We start from the raw sequence: 22,015 nt of genomic DNA on the forward strand, positions 1-22,015 counted from the left end.
AAATGAAAATAATTCTTACTAATGACGATGGAGTACAAGGATTAGGGATGCTAAAATTAGCAGAATATCTCAAAGATAAGTATAAGGTAACGGTAGTAGCTCCTGAAAAAGAAAGAAGTGCTATAAGCCATGCTATAACTTTACATAAACCTTTAAGGCTTAAAAAAGTGAAGGAAGAGGATAGTTTGAAAATATATGCGGTAAATGGTACGCCCTCCGATTGTGTCAAATTAGGAATTGAAGTGGTGCTAAAAGAAAAACCCGATATTATAATTTCTGGGATTAATGAAGGTTTAAATTTAGGGACAGATATACTTTATTCTGGTACTGTTTCTGCGGCTATAGAAGCTGCAATTTACGGCATTCCTGCTATTGCAGTTTCTCTTGCAGAAACCGCTGATATTGAAGATAGGCGTATATATAAATTTTTGGAGAATTTAATAGAAAAAGTTTTAGAAAAAGGATTACCTAAAAACACATTATTGAATGTAAATATACCCGATTTTAAGAAGGGAATAAAGGGCGTAAAAGCTACAATACTCGGCAAGAGAATCTATATTGAGACTTTTCAAAAAAATTATGACCCAAGAGGGAAAGAGTACTATTGGATGGCAGGGAAAATTTCGGAAATAGAAAAGGATGAAAGGACAGACATTGTTTCTGTGAAAGAAGGTTATATTTCTATTACTCCAATTCATTTTGATTTAACAGAGTATAATATGATAAATATTTTAAACTCCTGGGATATAAAAATAGAATAAATATTTCTAATATTCTATGTGATGCAAGAATTGTATCAAAAATATTCATGAAATTTATTATTCATTTTATGGAGGATTTTTTATTTTTGTATAGAATATTATATATTGCAAACAAAATTTAATGAGGGTGATAAATTGGTAAAAAATAAAGAACTCGTGATAATAGAAGAATGGTGCAAAGGCTGCGGCATTTGTGTAGAATTTTGTCCTGTTAAAATATTGGAACTAAAAAATGGTAAAGTTAGACTAATAGATGCGGATAAATGCACTAAATGCGGCCTTTGCGAGCTCCGGTGTCCTGATTTTGCCATATATTTAGAGGTGAAAGAATAATGCCTACGGTATTGATGCAAGGAAATGAAGCGGTAGTGGCAGGAGCTATAGATGCTGGACTAAAATTTTACGCAGGATACCCCATAACTCCTTCTACAGAGATTGCTGAGCTTTGTGCAGAAAAACTTCCCTTTGTGGGAGGCAAATTCATTCAAATGGAAGATGAGATTGCCAGTATGGCGGCAGTAATAGGTGCATCCCTTGCTGGATTAAAAGCAATGACTGCTACATCGGGTCCTGGGTTTTCTTTAAAACAAGAAAACATAGGCTTCGCTGCTATGGCAGAAATTCCATGTGTTATAGTAGATGTTCAACGAATGGGTCCGAGCACAGGAATGCCTACTTCCCCTGCACAAGGAGATGTAATGCAATCCAGATGGGGAACTCATGGAGACCATCCTATAATCGTTTTATCACCATCTTCTGTAAAGGAAGCTTACTATATTACTATTCAAGCTTTTAATCTTTCTGAAAAATACAGGACACCTGTAATTTTACTTATGGATGAAGTTATAAGTCATCTAAGAGAAGCAGTTAATTTGGATGAATATAAAGATGTAGAAATTTTTGAACGACCCATGCCTGAAGACAAAGAGAACTACTTACCTTACCAGTATATAGAAAATGGAGTTGCACCTTTAGCACCCTTTGGTAAAGGTTTTAGATTTCATGTAACAGGACTTGCCCACAATGAAAAAGGATTACCTACAAATGACCCTAAAGTAACAGAAAAATTGATAAAAAGATTGATGGGAAAAATTGAAAACAATAAAAAAGACATACTGATGTTTGAAGAAAAAGATACTGAAGGTGGAGATATACTTCTTATCTCCTTTGGTTCTTCTGCTAGAGCTTGTGAATCGGCAATTGAAGAACTAAAAAAAGAAGGAATAAAAGTTGGACTTTTTAGACCTATAACCATATGGCCTTTCCCTGATGAAAAATTGAGGGAAATATATCCTAGATTTAAGAAAGTGTTTGTAGTTGAAATGAATACAGGGCAACTTTACTATGAAGTAGATAGAATTATCAAAGGGAATACCTATGTAGGGAAAATTAACAAATTCAATGGAGAGTTTTTTACTCCTTTTGATATTGTAGAGAAGATAAAGGAGAGTTTTTAAAATGGCTTCTGAGTTAGTAGAAAGGTATTTTAGGAAGGAAACATTACCAAATATTTGGTGTCCAGGTTGTAGCAATGGAACAGTAACGTCAGCTATTGTAAGAGCAATTGACAACTTAGGACTTGACCAAGATAAGGTATGTATTGTATCTGGAATTGGTTGTTCTTCAAGGGCATCAGGATATTTAGATTTTAATACTTTGCACACTACCCATGGGAGAGCTATTGCTTTTGCAACAGGTATTAAATTTGCTAATCCTGAGCTTACAGTAATAGTTATTACTGGAGATGGAGATAATGCGGCTATTGGAGGTAATCACTTTATTCATGCTTGCAGAAGAAATATAGACTTAACTGTAGTGATGTACAACAACCATATTTACGGAATGACAGGAGGACAATATTCTCCAACGACTCCGCGGTTTGACAGAGCTACTACTGCACCTTACGGAAATATTGATAGGTATTTTGATATTTGCAAATTGGCTATTGGAGCAGGTGCGACTTACGTAGCTAGGGGTACTGCTTACCATGTTCAGCAATTGACAAAACTAATTGAAAGAGGAATTTCCCATAAGGGTTTTTCCTTCATTGAAGCTTTGAGTATATGTCCTACTTACTATGGAAGAAAAAATAAAAAAGGAACACCTGCAGATATGCTAAAGTGGTTAAAAGACCATGCGGTAGATATAAAACAAGCTAGTAAAATAGACGCTGAAGAACTTCATAACAAATTTATTATTGGGGAGCTTTTAAATATTGATGAGCCTGAATTTGCAGAAGAATATCAAAAAATGTTAAATAATTTGAAGGTGAATTACAAATGAGTTCAATAGAAATTAGATTAAGTGGTTCAGGTGGGCAAGGTTTAATCCTTGCAGGAATAATTTTGGCGGAAGCTGCAATATTGGATGGTAAAAATAGTGTTCAAAGTCAGTCCTATGGTCCTGAGGCAAGAGGAGGGTCCAGCAAAGCAGAAGTAATAATAAGTAATGAATATATAACGTATCCTAAGGTGTTAAAGCCAGACATATTACTTACTCTTGCACCTTCTGCCTATTTATGCTATAAAAATGACATGAAAGAAAATGGAATAATTATAATAGACGAATCAATAATTCCTAATAATGAAGATACACAAAAAGTTGTCCGACTTCCTATAATAAAAACTGCGCAAGAGGTAATTGGAAGAGCTTTTGTAGCGAATATAATATCTTTAGGTGTAATAGCAGAGTTAACTAATGTGGTAACAAAGGAATCTTTAGAAAGAGCTGTTTTAAATAGAGTACCTCCAGCCACAGAAGAGATTAACAAAAGAGCTCTATTAGAAGGGTATAATCTTGTAAAAATGAGGGGTAGTGAAATATGGCAAAAACAGATGATTTGATAAAAAGGATACAAGATAATTATACAAAATTAAGCAAAAGCCAAAAGATAATAGCAGAGTACATTATAAATCATTATGATAAGGCAGCTTTTATGACAGCTGCAAAATTGGGAGCCAGCATAAATATAAGTGAATCAACTGTTGTAAGATTTGCTAATACTTTAGGCTATAATGGATATCCAGAACTTCAAAATGCACTGCAAGAGCTTATAAAAAATAAACTTACAACAGTCCAAAGGTTAGAAATGACAGAAGAGACAGATGAAATTGCTATATTGAATAATGTACTAAAAGCCGACATAGAAAACATAAAAGAGACCATAAATGAAATAAATAAGGATGACTTTAAAAGAGTTGTTTCAGATATCATCAATGCTACAAAAATTTATATAATAGGTTCCAGAAGTTCTATTGTCATTGCAGAATATTTGGGATTTTATTTAAATTTAATACGGGAAAATGTATCAGTCGTTAAAGCCGGCGTATCAGATGTTTTCGAGCAAATTCTCAGAGTTAGTGAAAATGATTTAGTGATAGGAATTGGTTTTCCGAGATATTCAAAAAGAACATTAGATGTGCTGAAATATGCAAAATCTCAGAATGCAAAAATCGTTACAATAACAGATAGTTTGATTTCTCCCCTTACCTCTGTTGCTGATGAGATATTAATTGCGAAAAGCAACATGGCTTCTTTTGTGGATTCATTAGTGGCACCTTTAAGTCTTGTCAATGCTCTTGTTGTAGCTGTGGGCCTTAAAGAAAAGGAAAAGATAGCCGATACCTTTGAAAAATTGGAAAGTATTTGGGATGAATATGGAGTATATTTCTCAAAGCCAAATTAATAATAAAATTTTTGAAGGATTATTAAAAAATTTGTAGAATATATAATTTAGAAATCGATTTATTTGCTTCAAAATTTTAAAATTAGGAGGATAATAAAATGTCAAAAGAGTCATTAAATCCTTTGATTATTGCGCAAAAACAGATTAAAAATGCTTGTGATTTGCTGGGGTTAGAAGAATCTGTTTACGAACTTTTAAAGGAACCTATGCGAGTATTAGAAGTTTCCATTCCTGTGCAGATGGATGATGGTACAGTAAAAGTCTTTAAAGGTTATAGGTCCCAACACAATGACGTATTAGGGCCCACAAAAGGTGGAATAAGATTTCATCCTGACGTTACATTAGATGAAGTAAAAGCCTTATCCATGTGGATGACATTTAAATGTGGGGTAGTAGGGCTTCCTTACGGGGGAGCAAAAGGAGGAGTAGTGGTAAATCCAAAAGAATTATCTAACGATGAGCTACAAAGGTTAAGCAGGGGCTATATAAGAGCAATAATGAGCATAATAGGTCCTAATAAAGATATACCTGCACCAGATGTAAATACAAATAGTCAAATTATGGTTTGGATGGTAGATGAGTACAACAAAATTATAGGTTACAATAGTCCTGCTGTCATTACAGGAAAACCTTTGATATATGGTGGATCCAAAGGAAGAACTGCTGCAACAGGGTATGGAGTTGCGTTAATGGCTCGAGAAGCTGTAAAACGTTTACAGATGGATTTCAAAAATTGTACATCAGCTGTACAAGGCTTTGGAAATGTTGGAAGTTACACAGCTTTAAATCTTCATAGATTAGGAGCTAAAATTGTGGCAGTAAGTGATGTGTATGGAGGTATATACAATAAAGATGGAATTGATGTCGAAAAATTAGTAGAGCATGTAAATAAGACAGGAACAGTTTGCAATTTTGAGGGAACAACCAATATAACAAATGAAGAGCTTTTAACAATGGATGTAGATATTTTAGCTTTAGCAGCTTTAGAAAACCAGATAACTTCTGCAAATGCGCCAGATGTAAAGGCGAAAATAATTTGCGAGGGAGCAAATGGTCCTACCACCCCTGAAGCAGATAAAATTTTAGCAGAAAAAGGCGTGTTTGTCGTTCCAGATATTTTAGCTAATTCAGGAGGAGTAATAGTCTCATATTTTGAATGGGTACAAAATCTCATGAATTATTATTGGACAGAAAAAGAAGTAGAAGAAAGACAGGAAATTATGATGGTAAATGCTTTTAACGCTATATATGAATTAGCACAACAGTACAAAGTTGATATGAGGACAGCAGCTTACATGATATCGATTAAACGAGTCTATGAAGCTATGAAAATTAGAGGTTGGTTATAAAGGCCTTCAATTGAAGGTCTTTTTTTTATATGGTAAAATATTATAAAAAGCTTATCAGAGGAGGCTTCTTTATGGTAAGGAGTCTTCTAACTGTAGATTGGGATTATTTTATACCTTCTAAAAAAGAGTGGTTTTTCTCTTATATAGAAAATGATAAAAATTTAATTCAACTGTGGTATAAAAGATATATAAAAGGGAAATTAGAAGGAGAAGATTTGGAAAAGACTATAAAAGTAGGTAAAGTCATAAAAGGCTTCTGGGATAAAATAAAGACACAGTTTGAGTTTGATAAAAATATTAAAATTTTTGTCTCTGAATCCCACAAAGTTGCTTATTATTTAGCAAAAAATTTTGGATGTTATGAAGTAGTTTCTTTTGATGCCCATTCTGATTTAGGATATGGGGGACTACCTTCAGTGGATTTTGAATTAAATTGCGCTAATTGGCTAGGTAAGCTTTTAAAAGAAAATATAGTAAAAAGAGCCAAAATTGTATATAGCCCTTACACTTTTGAAAAGCCTTCAGATTTTGAGGACTTTAACAATCTTTACAACATAGAGTATTATAAATCGCTAAAAGAATTACCAAAAGAGAATTTGATAGGGCTTATACACATTTGTAGGTCGGGCACTTGGACACCTCCTTGGCTGGATGAAAAATTTGAAAAATTTATAAATGAGTTAGGCTTGCCTTTTAAGAAAATTGCAATGAGAGAGAGAAAGTGGGAGGTGTCAAAGCTTTCTTACGCAGATCAAATCTTTTACCTTAATTTCGCATAAAATTTAAGGAGGAATTGTATGACTACACGACTGTATATAGCACGCCACGGACAATCAGAGTGGAATTTACACAATAAAATGCAAGGGGTACAAGATATTGATTTGACACCTACAGGTTTAAAACAGGCTGAACTACTGGCAAGTCGATTAAAAAATGAGAAAATAGATTGCATATATTCAAGTGATTTAAAAAGAGCTTATATAACTGCACAAATAATTGCAAAAGAATTTGGATTAAAAGTTCAGAAAATTCCTGAGTTGAGAGAAATGTCTTTTGGCATATGGGAAGGGCTTACATCAGAAGAAATTAATGAATTGTATAAAGAAATATATACACTATGGAAAACAAATCCTGTTAAAGCTAATATAGAAAAAGGAGAAACTTTAGAAGAAGTTCAAAAGAGAATGTTAAAAAAGACATTGGAAATAGTTAAAGAAAATGATGGTAAAAATATATTGATTGTTTCTCATGGGACTTCTATAAAAGCACTGATTTTGGGGCTTTTAGGAATTGACTTAAGTTTTTATCCTAGATTTAGACTTGATAATACTTCTCTTAATATAGTAGATGTTAAGGAAGATGGTAAAACTGTTCTGGTGCTATTTAACGATACTTGTCATTTAAGGAGAGATGAAAAAATAATATGAAAAAAGTATTTGTAGTAGGCGGCGGCCCAGCAGGAATGATGGCAGCTTTATCAGCAGCTATGATGGGAAAAGAAGTAAGTATATTTGAGAGGAATAACATTTTAGGTAAAAAATTATTAGTTACAGGTAATGGAAGGTGTAATATTACTAATTTTGCTGACAAAGAAGAATTTTTCGAGAATATTCCAGGAAATAGTAAATTTTTATATAGCGCTTTTAGCAAGTTTTCTAATAAGGATTTAATAGAGTTTTTAAATAAAAATGGGCTTAAAACTAAAATAGAAAGAGGTTTAAGGGTTTTTCCGGTTTCAGATAAATCAATAGAAGTGAGAGATTTTTTTGTGAATATGCTTAAAAAATATGGAGTAAAGATAAATTATAACTGCAGAGTAAGTGATGTGATAGTGGAAAATAAACACGTAAAGGGCATAAGTGTTGATGAGAGTGTTTTAAACTGCGATAGTGTAATATTAGCAACAGGAGGAATGTCATATCCTACGACTGGCTCTACTGGTGATGGGTATGAAATTGCTAAGAAATTGGGGCACACAATTATAAAGCCCTTTCCTTCATTAGTGCCAATCGTTACATATGAAAATGTAAGAGAATTGATGGGACTTACTCTTAAAAATGTCAAAGTTTCTGCTTTTTTTGGAGAGAAATTAATAAGAGAAGAGTTTGGAGAAACGCTTTTTACCCATTTTGGGTTGTCAGGCCCTGCAATACTCACCTTAAGCAGGTTTTTACATGACTACTTAGGTAAGGGAGGAGTGGTAATAAAAATTGACTTAAAGCCTGGACTTAATATTGAAAAGCTGGAGGAGAGAGTATTAAGAGATTTTAATAAGTACCAAAATAAAAATCTGAAAAATGCCTTGGAAGATTTATTGCCTCATTCATTAATCCTATATGTTATAAAAAAAGCGAATATAGATCCTGATAAAAAAGTTAGGGAAATAACCAAAAATGAAAGAAAGATATTGGTCAATAGCTTAAAAAATCTTACTTTTAAGGTAAAAGACCTAAGGCCTATAAGAGAAGCTATTGTTACAGGTGGTGGAGTAAGTATAAAAGAAATAAATCCCTCTACAATGGAGTCTAAAATAATAAAAGGCTTATTTTTTGCAGGTGAGATTATAGATGTGGATGGATTTACTGGAGGTTTTAACTTACAAATCGCCTTTTCTACGGGATATGTGGCAGGAATCAATGCGTGAATGTGAAATGCGGGAAACCGCATTTTTTTATTTATTTTGCATAAGATATAATAAGAAAAGGAGGATAAATATGGGAAAAAGAGTCAAAAGGAAAAAATACAGATATATTGACAGTGAAAGTATTCTTGTAATATTGATAATGTTAGGGCTTTTAAGTATAGCTATAACTCAACTTTTGATGACAAATGACGATATAAAAGTTTTTTTAAGTTCTACACAAAGATTAGAGGGGATTAATTTAAATTCTAATCTTTCGCAAGAAGGCAAAGTGACAATTGAGGTTGTAGAAAAGGATAAAGCATTAAATTCCTTTGTATTGCTAGACGGAGAGCCAGTTGCAAATTTTTTTGCCAAGTCTATTACTATTTCAGTAAGGCCAAATCAAATTCTTGAAATAGACGGCACAAGAGAAAAGGAATCTCTTCATTTTAAGGTGGTAGCAGTTAGTGAGAATGTAATTGAACCGCAAAATACCACTGTAGTTAAAGTAGATAAGAATATACAAAAAATATGTATGATTAGGCTGAAATGATTTATTTGTAAAGGGTAATTATGCTATAATATAAAAAAAGACAAAAGATGATAGGAGAGGAGAATGCCCTATAAAAGTCATAAGAGGTGCTATAACTTCCAAAAATACAAAAGAAGATATTTTAAAGGATACTACTATTCTCATTGAAGAAATTATTAAAGCAAATGAATTAGAAGAGGAAAACATAATTTCTATTTTTTTTAGTGCAACTTGTGATTTAGATGCGGTTTACCCTGCCGAAGCAGTTAGGAATATGGGTATGACCTCAATACCTATGATGTGCCTACAAGAAATGGAGGTAAAAGGCAGTCTCAGCCATTGCATAAGAGTTGCAGTTTTTACAAATTTAAGTGAAGATAAAGAAGTTAAACACGTTTATTTGAAAGAAGCAAAAAAACTGCGTCCAGACTTAGTTTGAGGTGATGGTATTGACTGTAAAAATAGCAATAGATGGGCCGGCGGGAGCTGGCAAGAGCACTGTTGCAAAAAAATTAGCTAAGCTTTTAAATTATACCTATATCGATACAGGTGCTATGTATAGAGCCATTACATATAAGGCCATACAACAGGGGATAAATCTTACTGAAGAAAACAAAATAGCTGATATTGTGCAAAGTGCTGATATCATCTTAGAAGGAGAAAAAATTTTTTTAGATGGAAAAGATATTTCTGAAGAAATAAGAAAACCAGAGGTTTCTGAAAAAGTATCTTTGGTATCTAAAATACCTAAAGTGAGAGAAATTTTAGTGCAAAAACAAAGGAAAATTGCTGAAGGCAAAAATGTAGTAATGGATGGAAGAGATATAGGTACGGTTGTGCTGCCTGATGCACAGTTTAAATTTTTTTTGACCGCTTCTTTAGAAGAAAGGGCAAAACGGCGATATAGCGAGTTTAAAACTAAAAATGTAAATGTGAGTTATTATGAGGTGTTAAAAGAAATAGAAAATCGTGACACTATAGATTCACAGAGAGATACATCTCCTCTAAAAATTGCTGAAGATTCTATTGTCATTGATACTACATATCTTTCAGAAGAGGAAGTTTTAGAAAAACTGTATAATATCATAAAGGAAGGATTAAAAGGGGAAATTTAAGTATGTTTTATTATATTGCTAAAGTTATAGTATTAGTAATTATAAAAGTGATATTTAGAATAGAAGTAAGAGGACTTGAAAATATTCCTAAAAAAGGCCCAGTAATCATATGCCCTAACCATATAAGTCTTCTAGATCCTCCTGTCATAGGAGCACTTTTAAACAGGCGAATATACTTTATGGCAAAAGAAGAGCTTTTTAAAAATCCTTTTTTAAAGTTTCTCTTAGGGACAGGCTTAGGAGCTTTTCCCGTTAAAAGAGGTACTGCTGATTTATCAGCTATTAAAACTGCTTTAACTTACTTAAAAAAAGGAAGAGCAATTGGAATTTTCCCTGAAGGTACAAGAAGTAAAACCGGAAAACTTCAAAAGGCTGAACCAGGGGTTGCCTTATTAGCAATTAAAGGGAATGCTCCTGTAGTACCTATAGGAATTAAAGGGAAATATCGCCTTTTTTCTAAGATTATTATAAATATCGGTAAACCAATAACTTTTGAAAAATATGCTAATTCTAAACTTTCCTCTGAGAGACTTTCTGCTATTGGAGAGGAAATAATGCAAGAAATTGCAAAATTGCTGTAGGAGGTAAAGAATGAAAATATTGATTGCTGAGTATGCAGGTTTTTGCTTTGGAGTAAAAAGAGCTATTGAAACTGCATATCAGGAAATTGAAAAAGGTGATGGAAAGAAAATATATACTTTAGGTGAAATTATTCATAATCCACAAGTTATATCGGACTTATCGAAAAAAGGGGTTAATGTTATTGAAGAAGAAGAGTTGGATAAATTGACTGAGGGCGATAAATTAATTATCCGAAGTCATGGGGTGTCTAAAAAATTATACGATTTTCTCGCTAAAAAAGGAATTGAAGTTATAGATGTTACCTGCCCATTTGTAAAAAAGGTACAAAATACAGTTTATGAGTACTACCACAAGGGCTACTCTATTATCATTGTAGGAGATAGAAATCATCCAGAAGTAATAGGAGTAAACGGATGGTGTGATGACACTGCTTATGTGGTAAATTCAATTGAAGAAGCTTATGAATTACCTCAATTAGAAAAAGCATGTGCAGTTGCTCAAACGACTCTCATTGAAAAGCATTGGAAAGATATTTTAGAAGTAATAAAGCTAAAAGCTAAAGACCTTATTTTTTTTAATACTATATGTGATGCCACACAAAAAAGACAAGATGCTGCTGATGAGCTTTCAAAAAAGGTAGATGTAATGTTTGTAATTGGGGGGAAACATAGCTCTAATACTCAAAAACTAAAAAAGATATGTGAAAAAAATTGTAAAAACACTTTTCATATAGAAGACGCAGAGGAATTGACTCTTGAGATGGTAAAAGACCATGAGATTATAGGAGTAACAGCAGGAGCTTCAACCCCCGATTATGTGATAGAAGATGTGATAGAGAAAATTAGATTCTTAAAAGGGGAAGATGGGAATGAGTGATTTTTTAGAAGGTTATACTTTTAAGACGTTGCGACCTGGAGACATTGTCAAGGGAAAAGTGATAAAAGTTTCTGATGAGGGGATTATTGCAAATATTGATTATAAATCAGATGCTTTTGTGCCTAAAAATGAACTTTCTTTAAATCCTAATTTTGATGTAAAAAAGACCTTCAATGTTGAGGATGAATTAGATTTATATATAATAAGTGTGGAAAATGATGAAGGAAATGTATTAGCCTCTAAAGTTATGGCTGATGATAAGCTGAGCAGAGGAAAAATTGAAAAAGCCTATAAAAATAAAGAGATAATTGAAGGAGAAGTTATTGAGGTTGTAAAAGGCGGAGTGATTGCCTACTCATTAGGAGCTAAGGTTTTTATTCCTGCTTCTCAACTGGAATTACATTATGTCGACAAATTAAATGAATATTTAGGTAAAACTTTGCGGTTTCGAATAATTGAGTATATTCCCGGCAAGAAGATTGTTGGATCGCAAAAAGAAGTACTGAAACTAGAAAGAGAAAAGGCTAAAAAAGCGCTTTTATCAAATTTGAAAGAAGGAGATATAGTAGAAGGAAAAGTAAAAAACATAATAGATAAGGGAGCTTTTGTAGACATAGGAGGTTTTGATGGTTTTATCCCTCTAAGTGAAATTAGCTGGGAAAGAATTAAAAATCCGCGAGAAGTATTGGAAATTGGAGATAAAGTCTCGGTTTATATATTAAATGTGGATGAAAAAAATGAAAAAATTACTTTGAGCCTGAGAAAAGTATTGCCAGATCCGTGGGAGAATGCAGAAACAAAATATCACGAAGGAGACTTGCTAAAGGGAACTATCACTAACATTACGCCTTTTGGGGTATTTGTGCAGCTAGAAGCAGGAATAGAAGGATTGGTTCATAAAAATAATTTAGCAAATAGTATCAAAACATATAAAATGAATGATATTATAGGAGTAGAAATATTGAACATAAATCAACAAGACAAAAAAATAAATCTTAAAGAAGTGCCTCTGGAAGAAGATATTGTAGAAATAGAGCATCAAGAGCTTAGAATCACCTTGGGAGAAATATTTAATAAAAATTTTTAAACTGTCATGTAAAAAACCTTGACAAAAGAAAAAAATCTGATAAAATTAAAATCATTGAATGTATACATTATTTTAGTAAAGGAGGCACGATACAAAATGAATGCTTTGGGTCGCCATATTTTGGCAGAAATTTATGGGTGCGATAGCAATATTTTAGACAACTTGGAATTAATCGAAGACATAATGGTTCAGTCTGCAATAGTGACAGGCGCAGAGATACGGGAAGTAGCTTTCCATAAATTTAATCCCCAGGGCGTAAGCGGAGTAGTGGTCATATCAGAATCTCATATAACTATCCATACTTGGCCAGAACTGGGTTATGCCGCGGTTGACGTATTTACTTGTGGTGATGATGTCAATCCGTGGGATGCCTGTAACTATATAGCGAAAATGTTAAGAGCACAAAACATGACTGCAACAGAGGTGAAACGTGGAGTATTTGAAAAACCAGTGAAGGTGGTTAACTACTGATTAAATTCCATAGATAGTATGAAGGTTTTGATTCCTTTGTGGCTTTTAAAGCCACTTTTTTCTATAATTAGGGGTGAACATATTTATGGTAGGTTATGAGGACTTTGTTGAAAAAATACATAAATTAACTGGAATAGATTTGTCTTCATACAAAGAAAAGCAAATGAAAAGAAGATTAGAATCTTTAATCACTAGTCACAAATTTAGCTCTTATGAGGAATATTTTAATGAACTTACTGTCAATAAAACATTATATGAAGAGTTTCTAAATTATATTACTATTAATGTAACAGAATTTTTTAGGAACCCTTCACAGTGGGAAATCTTAGAGAAAGACCTTTTACCTAACATTATAAAAAAAGGTTTTAGAGTGTGGAGTGCAGCTTGTTCTACTGGGGAAGAACCTTATTCTGTAGCCATGCTTTTAACGAAGTTTATAGATTTAAAAGATGTGACAATTATTGCTACAGACATAGATGGAAGAGTATTAGAAAAAGCTAAAAAAGGTATATATTCGGTTGAGACTGTTAAAAAAGTACCTCAAGAATATTTAAAAAAATTCTTTAGAAAAATTGATGATAAAAGTTATCAGATAAGTGAAGATATTAGAAAAAGTGTACAATTTGAAAAACATGACTTGCTAAAAGATGAATATCCTAAAAATATAGATTTATTAATTTGTAGAAATGTGTTAATATATTTTAATGATACAGCTAAAGATCAAATATATAAAAAATTTTATGAGTCTTTAAATGATAGTGGTATATTTTTTGTGGGTAGCACAGAGCAAATAATATTGCCATATAGATACAATTTTGAACCAATTAAAACTTTTTTCTATAAAAAAATTATTCCACAGGGATAAAAGAGGTGGTAATAATAATGCCTACCAATGTTTATGTGACTGAAGAAGAATTAAAAAAACAAGAAAAAATAATGAAAGAAATTGCAGAAGAAAATAAGGGTAAAAACCTTTATTATCACATTGAAACTTACGGTTGCCAAATGAATGTCCATGATTCAGAAAAACTGGCAGGTATGTTAGAAGAGATGGGATATAAATATACTGAAAATCTGGAACAAGCTGATGTTTTACTTTTTAACACTTGTGCTGTAAGAGAACATGCTGAAATAAGAGTATTGGGAAGAGTATCACAAATGAAAGAATTGAAGGCTAGAAATCCTAATTTAATTATTGGTGTATCTGGTTGTATGATGCAAGAAAAAAATGTAGTAGAAGCTATTAAAGAAAAATATTCCTATATAGACATTGTTTTTGGCACTCATAATATATATAAATTTCCACAGCTTTTATGGGAGGCTTTGAACTCTCAAGATATAGTTATAGATATTATAGAAGATACAAAAAATGTAATTGAAGAGTTACCTGTCAAAAGGGACAGCAATTTAAAGGCATGGGTTAATATTATTTATGGTTGCAATAATTTTTGCACCTATTGCATAGTGCCATATACAAGAGGCAGAGAAAAAAGCAGAAAGCCAGAAGATATAATAGCAGAAGTAAAAGAATTAGCCCAAAAAGGGTATAAGGAAATCACTTTATTGGGACAAAATGTAAATTCTTACGGAAAAGACCTTGATGAAGATATAACATTTGCAAAACTACTTTATAGGCTAAATGATATTGAAGGAATTGAGAGAATAAGGTTTATGACTTCTCATCCTAAAGATATTTCCGATGAATTAATATATGCCATGAGAGATCTAGATAAAGTTTGTGAACATTTGCATTTACCTGTACAAGCTGGTAGTAACAAGATTTTAAAAAAGATGAATAGAAAATACACCAAAGAACACTATTTAGAAATTATTGACAAAGTAAGAAGTAACATTCCAGAAATTTCGATAACAACAGATATAATTGTAGGTTTTCCAGGTGAAACAGAAGAGGATTTTTTAGAGACGTTGGATTTAGTAGAAAGAGTGCGATTTGATGCCGCTTATACTTTTATTTACTCTAAAAGAGCGGGCACTGTTGCGGCAAATATGCCAGACCAAGTAGATGATGCTGTAAAACATGAGCGTTTAGAAAGACTTATAGAGTTGCAAAACAAAATCAGCTTAGAAAAAAGTGCTGAATTGAGAGGAAAAATTGTGGAAGTATTGATAGAAGGAATTAGTAAAAGAGACAGTAATAAATTGACCTCTCGAACTCGAACCAATAAAGTAGTCCACTTTGTGGGAGATGAAAGCCTTATCGGCAAACTTGCTAATGTTAAAATAACTGAAACAAAGGCTTGGACAATGCAGGGAGAATTAGTAGAAGTTATAAGATAAAACTGCGCCTATATGGGCGCTAATTTTTATGATATAATAAAGAGGAGTCGGAGGTGCAAAAAAATGGCCGTCACTCCAATGATGGAACAATACCTTAAAATAAAAGAAAAATATAAAGATGCAATACTCTTTTTCCGCCTAGGAGATTTTTATGAGATGTTTTACGAAGATGCGGAAATTGCTGCTAAAGAGCTTGAAATAGCTTTGACAGGGAGAGACGCAGGAACGGAAGAAAGAGCCCCAATGGCTGGTGTTCCTTATCATGCAGCAGACTTTTATATAGACAAGTTGATAAAAAAAGGATATAAAGTTGCTATTTGTGAGCAATTAGAAGACCCTGCAAAAGCAAAAGGATTAGTAAAAAGAGATGTAGTAAGAATATATACTCCGGGGACAATAATAAATCCTGAATCAATGGATGAAAAAACAAATAACTACCTTGTGTCTGTTTTTAAAGAAAGGGACAATTATGGAATTTGTGCTGTTGATGTAACAACGGGAGAATTATACGCTACAGAGCTTAAAAATTGTAAAGACATTAAAAAAATTTATGATGAAATAACAAAGTATGCCCCTTCAGAAATAATCGCTAATGAAGATTTTTTAAAAAATAATAAATACATGAAAATTTTCAAGAATAATAACTGTGCTATAAATATCTATGAAAAGCAGCTTGACTATGAAGAAAAAATTAAATTAATAGAAACTCAATTTAATAAAAAATCCGAAGAATTAGGTATAAAAGATAAGCCTTATATGGCTAATTCGTTAGCGGCTCTTTTTAGCTATTTACAAGAATTACAAAAGACTGCTTTAAAGCATATAAACAAATTGCTTATATATGAAGATAACTCCTATATGGGATTAGACAGCAATGCAATAAAAAATTTAGAAATATTAGAGTCTAATAGAAACAAGTCAAAAAAAGGCTCTTTATTAGGAGTTTTAGATAAAACTGTAACTCCTATGGGAGGAAGGCTTTTGAAAAAATGGCTAGAAGAGCCTTTGCTTAACAAAGAGCATATTGATACTCGGTTGCAAGCAGTAGAAGAACTTTTTAATGATTATAAAAATCGTCAAGATTTAAAACAACTTTTAAACAAAATATACGATTTAGAAAGATTGGCCAGCAAAATTGTTTACCAGAGTATTAATCCAAAAGATTTTATTTCCATAAAGCTATCTCTGCAAAATTTGCCTTACATCAAAAAAATATTAGAAAAGTTCAATTCAAGGCTTTTGAAAGAGATATGCGAGAAATTTGATACTTTACAAGATATATACGAATTAATAGATAAGTCAATAAAAGACGACCCCTCAACTCAATTAAAAGAAGGAAACATCATAAAAGATGGATACAATGAAACAGTCGATAAGCTAAGAAAGGCTTCAACAGAAGGGAAAAATTGGATTGCAAATCTTGAGGCTGAAGAAAGAGAAAAAACAGGCATTAAGAACTTGAGAATAGGTTACAACAAAGTTTTTGGCTATTATATTGAAGTTACAAGATCTAATATACCACAGGTTCCTGAAAGATTCATACGAAAACAAACTTTGGCAAATGCAGAAAGATATGTGACACCTGAGCTTAAAGAAATAGAAGAGACTATATTAGGAGCAGAAGAAAAATTAATTGAGCTTGAATATCAGCTTTTTAACGAAATAAGAGAAAAAGTAGAACTACAAATTGTAAGAATACAAACCACAGCAAAATATATAGCCACAATAGATGTACTCATTTCCTTTGCAGAAGTTGCGGAAACAAATAGATATATAAAACCGATAGTAGATTATAGTGACAGAATAGTCATCAAGGAAGGAAGACATCCAGTAATAGAGACTATTTCTGATGAATCTTATGTAGCAAATGATATAGATATTGGTCCTGAAAATCCTATCATGATAATAACGGGACCTAATATGGCTGGTAAATCTACTTACATGAGACAGGTTGCTTTAATTGTACTGATGGCGCAGATAGGCTCTTTTGTCCCTGCTTCTTACGCTAAAATTGGAATTGTAGATAAGATCTTTACAAGAGTAGGAGCATCTGACGATATCTTTGCAGGACAGAGTACCTTTATGGTGGAAATGTCTGAAGTGGCAAATATATTAAAATCTGCCACTAGTAAAAGTTTGATAATACTAGATGAGGTAGGGAGAGGTACAAGCACTTATGATGGTATGAGTATAGCTCATGCAGTTATTGAATATATTCATGAAAAGATAAAGGCTAAAACTTTGTTCGCTACTCACTATCATGAATTGACAAAACTTGAAGGCAAGATGAAGGGAGTAAAGAATTATAATGTTTCAGTAGAAGAGAGAGAAGATGACATAATATTTTTACGGAAAATAGTACCTGGTGGCGCTGATAAAAGCTATGGAATACAAGTTTCAAAACTAGCAGGACTACCTTATAGCATTGTTGAAAGAGCAAAAGAGATATTGAACGGTTTGGAAAGTGATAAGGTCATAAAGTCCGAATTAGAAAATGCATCACAGCAACTTGCCTTTACTCAAATAGATATTTTTTCTACGGCAAAGGATTCGCTAATTGATGATATAGCCAATTGCGATGTGGACAATATGACTCCTATTCAAGCCCTAAATTATTTATATGAATTAAAGGAGAAGGCTATCTCCTTGAGGAGCGGAGTATTATGAATAAAATTCATCTTTTAGATGAAAAGACAATAAATAAAATTTCTGCAGGAGAAGTTGTTGAAAGACCTGCTTCTATAGTGAAAGAATTAATTGAAAATTCTATTGACGCTGAAAGCAAAAATATTACAGTGGAAATTTTAGAAGGTGGCATTCCTTATATAAAGGTATCTGACGACGGTTGTGGGATGAATGAAATAGACGCTATTTTAGCTTTTGAAAGGCACGCCACCAGCAAGATAAAATCTGACAATGACCTTTATAGTATAGGGACATTAGGTTTTAGAGGAGAGGCCTTAGCTAGTATTGCGGCAGTTTCCCATGTAACTTTACAGACTAAAGAAGAAGGAGCTTTATTTGGTACTAAAGTTGTTGTGGAAGGTGGGAAGGTAATAGAAAAAACTACTTGTGGTTGTGCAAAAGGATGTAGTATTGAAGTAAGAGATGTGTTTTTTAATACGCCGGCACGAAGGAAGTTTTTGAAACGTCCTTCAACAGAAGCTATGTACATAACCGATGTTGTAACTAAATTGTGCCTTTCCCATCCTGAAGTTTCTTTTAAATATGTAAAAGACAGGAAATTGCAGTTTATAACATCAGGTAATGGAAATATAGAAGATGTAATATTAAGGCTTTTTGGAAATGAAGTCTACTCTTCTCTTATGTCAGCTTCTTTTGAAAGTGAAGATTTGAAATTAAAGATTTTAGCAGGTAAAAATTCTTTAAATTATTCAAATAGGAATATGCAATTTTTCTATGTAAATGGAAGATACGTAAAAAATAAGACCCTTACAGCTGCTATCGATGAAGCTTTTAAGACTTATATACCTGTAAACCGATATCCTGCTGTTTTTTTGTACATGGGAATAGACCCAAGGCAGATTGATGTGAATATACATCCTTCAAAATTAGAGATAAAATTTTCAGATGAAAGAAGAATTTTTGAAGCTGTTTATAAAACTATAAAGGATAGCCTTCATAAATACAACTTGATACCAGAAGTAAAAATTGAAGAAAAGAAAAATATCTTTGAAATTGAAACTCCAACTATTTTAGCTGAGCAGACAAAATTATACTTGACTTCTTCTGATAAAGAATTAGAAGAGGGAAAAAAGAAACTTGACAATGAATTTAAAGGTAAGAATGTTTTTTTAAAAGATAATGTATTAAAAGAAAATAGTAAAAATAGTAGTTTAGATAACCATTTGGCAATTTATGAGGAATATGAACATGAAAAAGAAGTAAATAAAAATGACCTTGCTAAAAAAATAAGTGATATAAGAATAGTGGGCACATTATTTTCTACTTATATAATCGTAGAAAAGGAAGATGTATTCTATATAATTGACCAACATGCTGCCCATGAAAGGATTTTATATGAAAAATTTACTTCCCAATATGAAAAAATTCAAACAAGGCAAGTAACATTTCCTATTGTAGTAGAGTTACAACCAGGAGATTTAGAACTTGTTAATCAAGAAAAAGAGCTTTTAAATAAATTAGGTTATGCATTTGAAGAATTTGGGAACAATTCTATAATATTAAGAGAAGTGCCTGTAATTTTAGGACATCCAGAAGCAAGGCAGTTATTTATAGATATAGTGGAAAAACTTAAAGATAAGGAACTTATCAATAAAATATCCTTAAAAGAAGAAAATATTATAATGATGGCTTGTAAAGCTGCAGTAAAAGCTATGGATAATTTATCTGAAAAAGAAATTCATAAACTTTTTGATGACTTAAAAATTACAGAAAATCCTTATACTTGTCCTCACGGAAGACCTGTTGTAATCGCTATAACAAAAACTCAGTTAGAAAAGATGTTTAAAAGAATTATGTAATATAAGGGTGATGGGATGGCTATACAAATTGTGCTTATTGTTGGGCCCACAGCCTCTGGCAAGTCTAAATTAGCAGTAGACGTGGCAAAAGAATTTAATGGAGAAATCATTTCTGCTGACTCTATGCAAGTTTATAAGTACATGAATGTTGGTACAGCAAAAATTACAAAGGAAGAAATGCAAGGCATCCCTCATTATTTGATAGATATTGTAGATCCAAATCAAGAGTTTAGTGTAGCAGAATATGAAAAAAGAGCGAAAGAGATTATAAAGGATATTTACAAAAGAGGGAAACTTCCTATAATTGTAGGGGGAACTGGTTTATATATCAATTCAATAATTTACATCATGCACTTTTCTGATTTTGAAGGAAGCAAAGAATTTAGAGAGAAAATGAAAGAATTAGCAAATACTTATGGCAGTCAATATCTTTATGAGAAGTTAAAAAGTGTGGACCCAGAGGCAGCAAAAAAAATACATTCAAATGATATTAGAAGAATCATCAGAGCTTTAGAAGTTTATGAATTTACAGGCAAACCTATTTCTTACTATCAAAAAATGAGTGGTATGCGTTTAAATCTAGAGTATCAGCCTATAATGATAGGGCTTAATTTCAGAGACAGACAAATTTTATACGATAGAATTAATCAAAGAGTAGATGAAATGATAAAAAATAATTTGGTTGAAGAAGTGGTAAACTTGCTAAAAATCGGGTATAATAAAGACAGTACTGCTATGCAGGCTTTAGGATATAAAGAAATTGTCGAGTATTTAAAAGGAGAGATTTCTTTAGAAGAAGCTGTTGAAAAGATTAAAAAAGGGACAAGGAGGTATGCAAAAAGACAGATCACATGGTTTAAGGGTTATGACTTTATCAAATGGTTTTTTGTAGATGACTATGAAAATTATGAAGAACTCAAGAAAAATATTATTAAATATTTAGCAGGAAAATTAAATTTTTGATAGAATATAACTAATGATACATATTAAAGAAGGGGGATAAAGATGGCAAGTTCAAAAGCAGCTATTAATTTACAGGATATCTTTTTAAATCAAGTGAGAAAAGAGCATGTACCAGTAACTATTTACTTAATCAACGGATTCCAATTAAAGGGTTTAGTGAAAGGATTTGATAATTTTACAGTGGTGTTGGAGTCAGAGAATAAACAACAACTTCTTATCTATAAGCATGCAATTTCGACAATTACACCCCAAAAGCCTGTAATCTTCTCTGGTTCTGATAAGGATGAGAAGAAAGAAGAGTAAAACAAAAAAACAGTATTAGGGTAACTAATACTGTTTTTTTGAAATAACAAAGTAGGGGAGTTTTTCAAGATGAAGATTGGTTTTATAGGAGTCGGCAATATGGGACTTGCTCTTATAAAGGGCATATTAAAGGCAGATTTTATAGACGCTGAAGATTTAATTCTTTATGATCCAGTGAAAGAAAAAACAGCGGGATTAGAAAAAGAATTTGGTGTTATTGTTGCAAAAGACAATATTGACTTAACTGAAAAGTCAGATATTATCATTTTAGCAGTAAAACCTAATATTTACGATGCTGTATTAGAAGAAATAAAAGTAAAAGTAACTGATAAAAAAATAATAATTACTATAGCTCCGGGTATAACTATAAGTCATGTCAAAGATATTTTAAAAACAGGAAAAATAATAAGAACAATACCTAATACTCCTGCTTTAATAGGAGAAGGTATTACTGCTATAAGTTATTCACAAGAGATACAGCGAGAAGATAAAGAGATTGTGGAGAAGATTTTTAAAACCTGTGGGGAAACTGTAGAAGTAGAAGAAAAGTTGATTGATGCTGCAATGGCTGTCTCTAGTTGTAGTCCAGCATTTGTGTACATGTTTATTGAAGCATTAGCAGATGGTGGTGTACTATTGGGATTACCAAGAGATGTTGCGTATAAATTAGCTTCAAAGGCTGTATCTGGTGCAGGTAACATGGTATTAAAAACAGGTTTTCATCCTGGTCAATTAAAAGACATGGTAACATCTCCAGGTGGTACAACTATTGAAGGTATAAGGATTTTGGAAAAAAATGCAATGAGAAGTGCGGTAATTGAAGCAGTGGCTGCAGCATATCAAAAAACAAAAGGATTGAAGTAGA

24 protein-coding genes are annotated in these 22,015 nt (G+C 32.3%); all 24 read left to right on the plus strand.

The annotated features are described in order from the left end of the window. The first annotated feature begins 2 nt into the window (after positions 1 to 2). The 24 genes from surE to proC all read left to right on the plus strand — a co-directional run bounded on the left by surE (position 3) and on the right by proC (position 22,014). The gene (surE, locus tag THYS13_RS02515; RefSeq protein ID WP_042833007.1) at positions 3 to 761 is read left to right on the plus strand and encodes a 5'/3'-nucleotidase SurE; all 759 of its coding nucleotides are present in this window, start codon (positions 3 to 5) and stop codon (positions 759 to 761) included. Positions 762 to 896: 135 nt separating this feature from the next. Then, the gene (locus THYS13_RS02520) at positions 897 to 1,094 is read left to right on the plus strand and encodes an ATP-binding protein (RefSeq protein ID WP_042833925.1); all 198 of its coding nucleotides are present in this window, start codon (positions 897 to 899) and stop codon (positions 1,092 to 1,094) included. Then, positions 1,091 to 2,218 carry a 2-oxoacid:acceptor oxidoreductase subunit alpha gene (locus tag THYS13_RS02525; protein ID WP_042833009.1) on the plus strand — a complete coding sequence of 376 codons (1,128 nt, stop codon included), beginning with the start codon at positions 1,091 to 1,093 and terminating at the stop codon, positions 2,216 to 2,218. Before THYS13_RS02520 ends, THYS13_RS02525 begins: the two co-directional genes overlap by 4 nt. Before the next feature lies 1 nt (position 2,219). Next, positions 2,220 to 3,044: a 2-oxoacid:ferredoxin oxidoreductase subunit beta gene (locus THYS13_RS02530; RefSeq protein WP_042833010.1), complete on the plus strand. Its 825-nt coding sequence runs from the start codon at positions 2,220 to 2,222 to the stop codon at positions 3,042 to 3,044. Then, positions 3,041 to 3,604 (plus strand): 2-oxoacid:acceptor oxidoreductase family protein, encoded by a 564-nt coding sequence (locus THYS13_RS02535; protein WP_042833011.1) that lies wholly within the window; start codon positions 3,041 to 3,043, stop codon positions 3,602 to 3,604. Before THYS13_RS02530 ends, THYS13_RS02535 begins: the two co-directional genes overlap by 4 nt. Further along, complete coding sequence (locus tag THYS13_RS02540) at positions 3,583 to 4,446, plus strand: MurR/RpiR family transcriptional regulator (RefSeq protein WP_042833012.1); 864 nt, start codon at positions 3,583 to 3,585, stop codon at positions 4,444 to 4,446. Before THYS13_RS02535 ends, THYS13_RS02540 begins: the two co-directional genes overlap by 22 nt. Positions 4,447 to 4,544: 98 nt before the next feature. Next, complete coding sequence (locus THYS13_RS02545) at positions 4,545 to 5,795, plus strand: Glu/Leu/Phe/Val dehydrogenase (protein ID WP_042833013.1); 1,251 nt, start codon at positions 4,545 to 4,547, stop codon at positions 5,793 to 5,795. A 71-nt stretch (positions 5,796 to 5,866) separates the two neighbouring features. After that, positions 5,867 to 6,574 (plus strand): hypothetical protein, encoded by a 708-nt coding sequence (locus THYS13_RS02550; RefSeq protein WP_042833014.1) that lies wholly within the window; start codon positions 5,867 to 5,869, stop codon positions 6,572 to 6,574. An 18-nt stretch (positions 6,575 to 6,592) separates the two neighbouring features. Next, complete coding sequence (locus THYS13_RS02555) at positions 6,593 to 7,222, plus strand: histidine phosphatase family protein (RefSeq protein ID WP_042833015.1); 630 nt, start codon at positions 6,593 to 6,595, stop codon at positions 7,220 to 7,222. Beyond that, entirely contained in the window at positions 7,219 to 8,439 is a 1,221-nt protein-coding gene (locus tag THYS13_RS02560; RefSeq protein WP_042833016.1) for an NAD(P)/FAD-dependent oxidoreductase, read from the plus strand. Before THYS13_RS02555 ends, THYS13_RS02560 begins: the two co-directional genes overlap by 4 nt. A 70-nt stretch (positions 8,440 to 8,509) precedes the next feature. Continuing rightward, complete coding sequence (locus tag THYS13_RS02565; protein WP_042833017.1) at positions 8,510 to 8,971, plus strand: hypothetical protein; 462 nt, start codon at positions 8,510 to 8,512, stop codon at positions 8,969 to 8,971. A 118-nt stretch (positions 8,972 to 9,089) separates the two neighbouring features. Beyond that, positions 9,090 to 9,389, plus strand: coding sequence for a chorismate mutase (gene aroH, locus THYS13_RS02570; RefSeq protein WP_235603294.1), 300 nt, complete (start codon positions 9,090 to 9,092; stop codon positions 9,387 to 9,389). 10 nt (positions 9,390 to 9,399) lie between these two features. Next, positions 9,400 to 10,065 carry a (d)CMP kinase gene (gene cmk / locus THYS13_RS02575; protein WP_042833019.1) on the plus strand — a complete coding sequence of 222 codons (666 nt, stop codon included), beginning with the start codon at positions 9,400 to 9,402 and terminating at the stop codon, positions 10,063 to 10,065. A gap of 2 nt (positions 10,066 to 10,067) precedes the next feature. Then, positions 10,068 to 10,646 (plus strand): 1-acyl-sn-glycerol-3-phosphate acyltransferase, encoded by a 579-nt coding sequence (locus THYS13_RS02580; RefSeq protein WP_042833020.1) that lies wholly within the window; start codon positions 10,068 to 10,070, stop codon positions 10,644 to 10,646. 10 nt (positions 10,647 to 10,656) lie between these two features. After that, entirely contained in the window at positions 10,657 to 11,523 is an 867-nt protein-coding gene (locus tag THYS13_RS02585; protein WP_042833021.1) for a 4-hydroxy-3-methylbut-2-enyl diphosphate reductase, read from the plus strand. After that, the gene (locus THYS13_RS02590) at positions 11,510 to 12,610 is read left to right on the plus strand and encodes a 30S ribosomal protein S1 (protein ID WP_082990360.1); all 1,101 of its coding nucleotides are present in this window, start codon (positions 11,510 to 11,512) and stop codon (positions 12,608 to 12,610) included. Before THYS13_RS02585 ends, THYS13_RS02590 begins: the two co-directional genes overlap by 14 nt. 96 nt (positions 12,611 to 12,706) lie before the next feature. After that, positions 12,707 to 13,081: an adenosylmethionine decarboxylase gene (speD, locus tag THYS13_RS02595; RefSeq protein WP_003866794.1), complete on the plus strand. Its 375-nt coding sequence runs from the start codon at positions 12,707 to 12,709 to the stop codon at positions 13,079 to 13,081. Between the two features lie 85 nt (positions 13,082 to 13,166). Next, positions 13,167 to 13,946: a protein-glutamate O-methyltransferase CheR gene (locus tag THYS13_RS02600; protein WP_042833023.1), complete on the plus strand. Its 780-nt coding sequence runs from the start codon at positions 13,167 to 13,169 to the stop codon at positions 13,944 to 13,946. 17 nt (positions 13,947 to 13,963) lie between these two features. After that, positions 13,964 to 15,379, plus strand: coding sequence for a tRNA (N6-isopentenyl adenosine(37)-C2)-methylthiotransferase MiaB (gene miaB / locus THYS13_RS02605; RefSeq protein ID WP_042833024.1), 1,416 nt, complete (start codon positions 13,964 to 13,966; stop codon positions 15,377 to 15,379). Between the two features lie 63 nt (positions 15,380 to 15,442). After that, on the plus strand, positions 15,443 to 18,046 hold the full coding sequence (gene mutS / locus THYS13_RS02610; RefSeq protein ID WP_042833025.1) for a DNA mismatch repair protein MutS: 2,604 nt from the start codon (positions 15,443 to 15,445) through the stop codon (positions 18,044 to 18,046). Then, on the plus strand, positions 18,043 to 19,884 hold the full coding sequence (mutL, locus tag THYS13_RS02615) for a DNA mismatch repair endonuclease MutL (protein ID WP_042833026.1): 1,842 nt from the start codon (positions 18,043 to 18,045) through the stop codon (positions 19,882 to 19,884). The genes mutS and mutL overlap by 4 nt, the downstream gene beginning before the upstream one ends. A 15-nt stretch (positions 19,885 to 19,899) precedes the next feature. Continuing rightward, positions 19,900 to 20,847 (plus strand): tRNA (adenosine(37)-N6)-dimethylallyltransferase MiaA, encoded by a 948-nt coding sequence (gene miaA, locus THYS13_RS02620; RefSeq protein WP_042833027.1) that lies wholly within the window; start codon positions 19,900 to 19,902, stop codon positions 20,845 to 20,847. Positions 20,848 to 20,889: 42 nt separating this feature from the next. Beyond that, positions 20,890 to 21,150, plus strand: coding sequence for an RNA chaperone Hfq (gene hfq, locus THYS13_RS02625; protein WP_042833028.1), 261 nt, complete (start codon positions 20,890 to 20,892; stop codon positions 21,148 to 21,150). Positions 21,151 to 21,219: 69 nt separating this feature from the next. Continuing rightward, on the plus strand, positions 21,220 to 22,014 hold the full coding sequence (proC, locus tag THYS13_RS02630; RefSeq protein ID WP_042833029.1) for a pyrroline-5-carboxylate reductase: 795 nt from the start codon (positions 21,220 to 21,222) through the stop codon (positions 22,012 to 22,014). Position 22,015 lies beyond the last annotated feature (1 nt).

The organism is Thermoanaerobacter sp. YS13, from assembly GCF_000806225.2.
Classification (GTDB): Bacteria; Bacillota; Thermoanaerobacteria; order Thermoanaerobacterales; family Thermoanaerobacteraceae; genus Thermoanaerobacter; species Thermoanaerobacter uzonensis.

What these genes read in the sequence shown, in the direction of transcription:
- hfq (WP_042833028.1), top strand. Translation starts at nt 20,890, where the DNA reads ATGGCAAGTTCAAAAGCAGCTATTAATTTACAGGATATCTTTTTAAAT.
- THYS13_RS02545 (WP_042833013.1), top strand. Translation starts at nt 4,545, where the DNA reads ATGTCAAAAGAGTCATTAAATCCTTTGATTATTGCGCAAAAACAGATT.
- THYS13_RS02555 (WP_042833015.1), top strand. Translation starts at nt 6,593, where the DNA reads ATGACTACACGACTGTATATAGCACGCCACGGACAATCAGAGTGGAAT.
- mutS (WP_042833025.1), top strand. Translation starts at nt 15,443, where the DNA reads ATGGCCGTCACTCCAATGATGGAACAATACCTTAAAATAAAAGAAAAA.
- THYS13_RS02585 (WP_042833021.1), top strand. Translation starts at nt 10,657, where the DNA reads ATGAAAATATTGATTGCTGAGTATGCAGGTTTTTGCTTTGGAGTAAAA.
- THYS13_RS02530 (WP_042833010.1), top strand. Translation starts at nt 2,220, where the DNA reads ATGGCTTCTGAGTTAGTAGAAAGGTATTTTAGGAAGGAAACATTACCA.
- THYS13_RS02550 (WP_042833014.1), top strand. Translation starts at nt 5,867, where the DNA reads ATGGTAAGGAGTCTTCTAACTGTAGATTGGGATTATTTTATACCTTCT.
- THYS13_RS02560 (WP_042833016.1), top strand. Translation starts at nt 7,219, where the DNA reads ATGAAAAAAGTATTTGTAGTAGGCGGCGGCCCAGCAGGAATGATGGCA.
- miaB (WP_042833024.1), top strand. Translation starts at nt 13,964, where the DNA reads ATGCCTACCAATGTTTATGTGACTGAAGAAGAATTAAAAAAACAAGAA.
- THYS13_RS02565 (WP_042833017.1), top strand. Translation starts at nt 8,510, where the DNA reads ATGGGAAAAAGAGTCAAAAGGAAAAAATACAGATATATTGACAGTGAA.
- proC (WP_042833029.1), top strand. Translation starts at nt 21,220, where the DNA reads ATGAAGATTGGTTTTATAGGAGTCGGCAATATGGGACTTGCTCTTATA.
- speD (WP_003866794.1), top strand. Translation starts at nt 12,707, where the DNA reads ATGAATGCTTTGGGTCGCCATATTTTGGCAGAAATTTATGGGTGCGAT.
- THYS13_RS02580 (WP_042833020.1), top strand. Translation starts at nt 10,068, where the DNA reads ATGTTTTATTATATTGCTAAAGTTATAGTATTAGTAATTATAAAAGTG.
- THYS13_RS02590 (WP_082990360.1), top strand. Translation starts at nt 11,510, where the DNA reads ATGGGAATGAGTGATTTTTTAGAAGGTTATACTTTTAAGACGTTGCGA.
- mutL (WP_042833026.1), top strand. Translation starts at nt 18,043, where the DNA reads ATGAATAAAATTCATCTTTTAGATGAAAAGACAATAAATAAAATTTCT.
- surE (WP_042833007.1), top strand. Translation starts at nt 3, where the DNA reads ATGAAAATAATTCTTACTAATGACGATGGAGTACAAGGATTAGGGATG.
- THYS13_RS02540 (WP_042833012.1), top strand. Translation starts at nt 3,583, where the DNA reads ATGGCAAAAACAGATGATTTGATAAAAAGGATACAAGATAATTATACA.
- THYS13_RS02600 (WP_042833023.1), top strand. Translation starts at nt 13,167, where the DNA reads ATGGTAGGTTATGAGGACTTTGTTGAAAAAATACATAAATTAACTGGA.
- miaA (WP_042833027.1), top strand. Translation starts at nt 19,900, where the DNA reads ATGGCTATACAAATTGTGCTTATTGTTGGGCCCACAGCCTCTGGCAAG.
- THYS13_RS02535 (WP_042833011.1), top strand. Translation starts at nt 3,041, where the DNA reads ATGAGTTCAATAGAAATTAGATTAAGTGGTTCAGGTGGGCAAGGTTTA.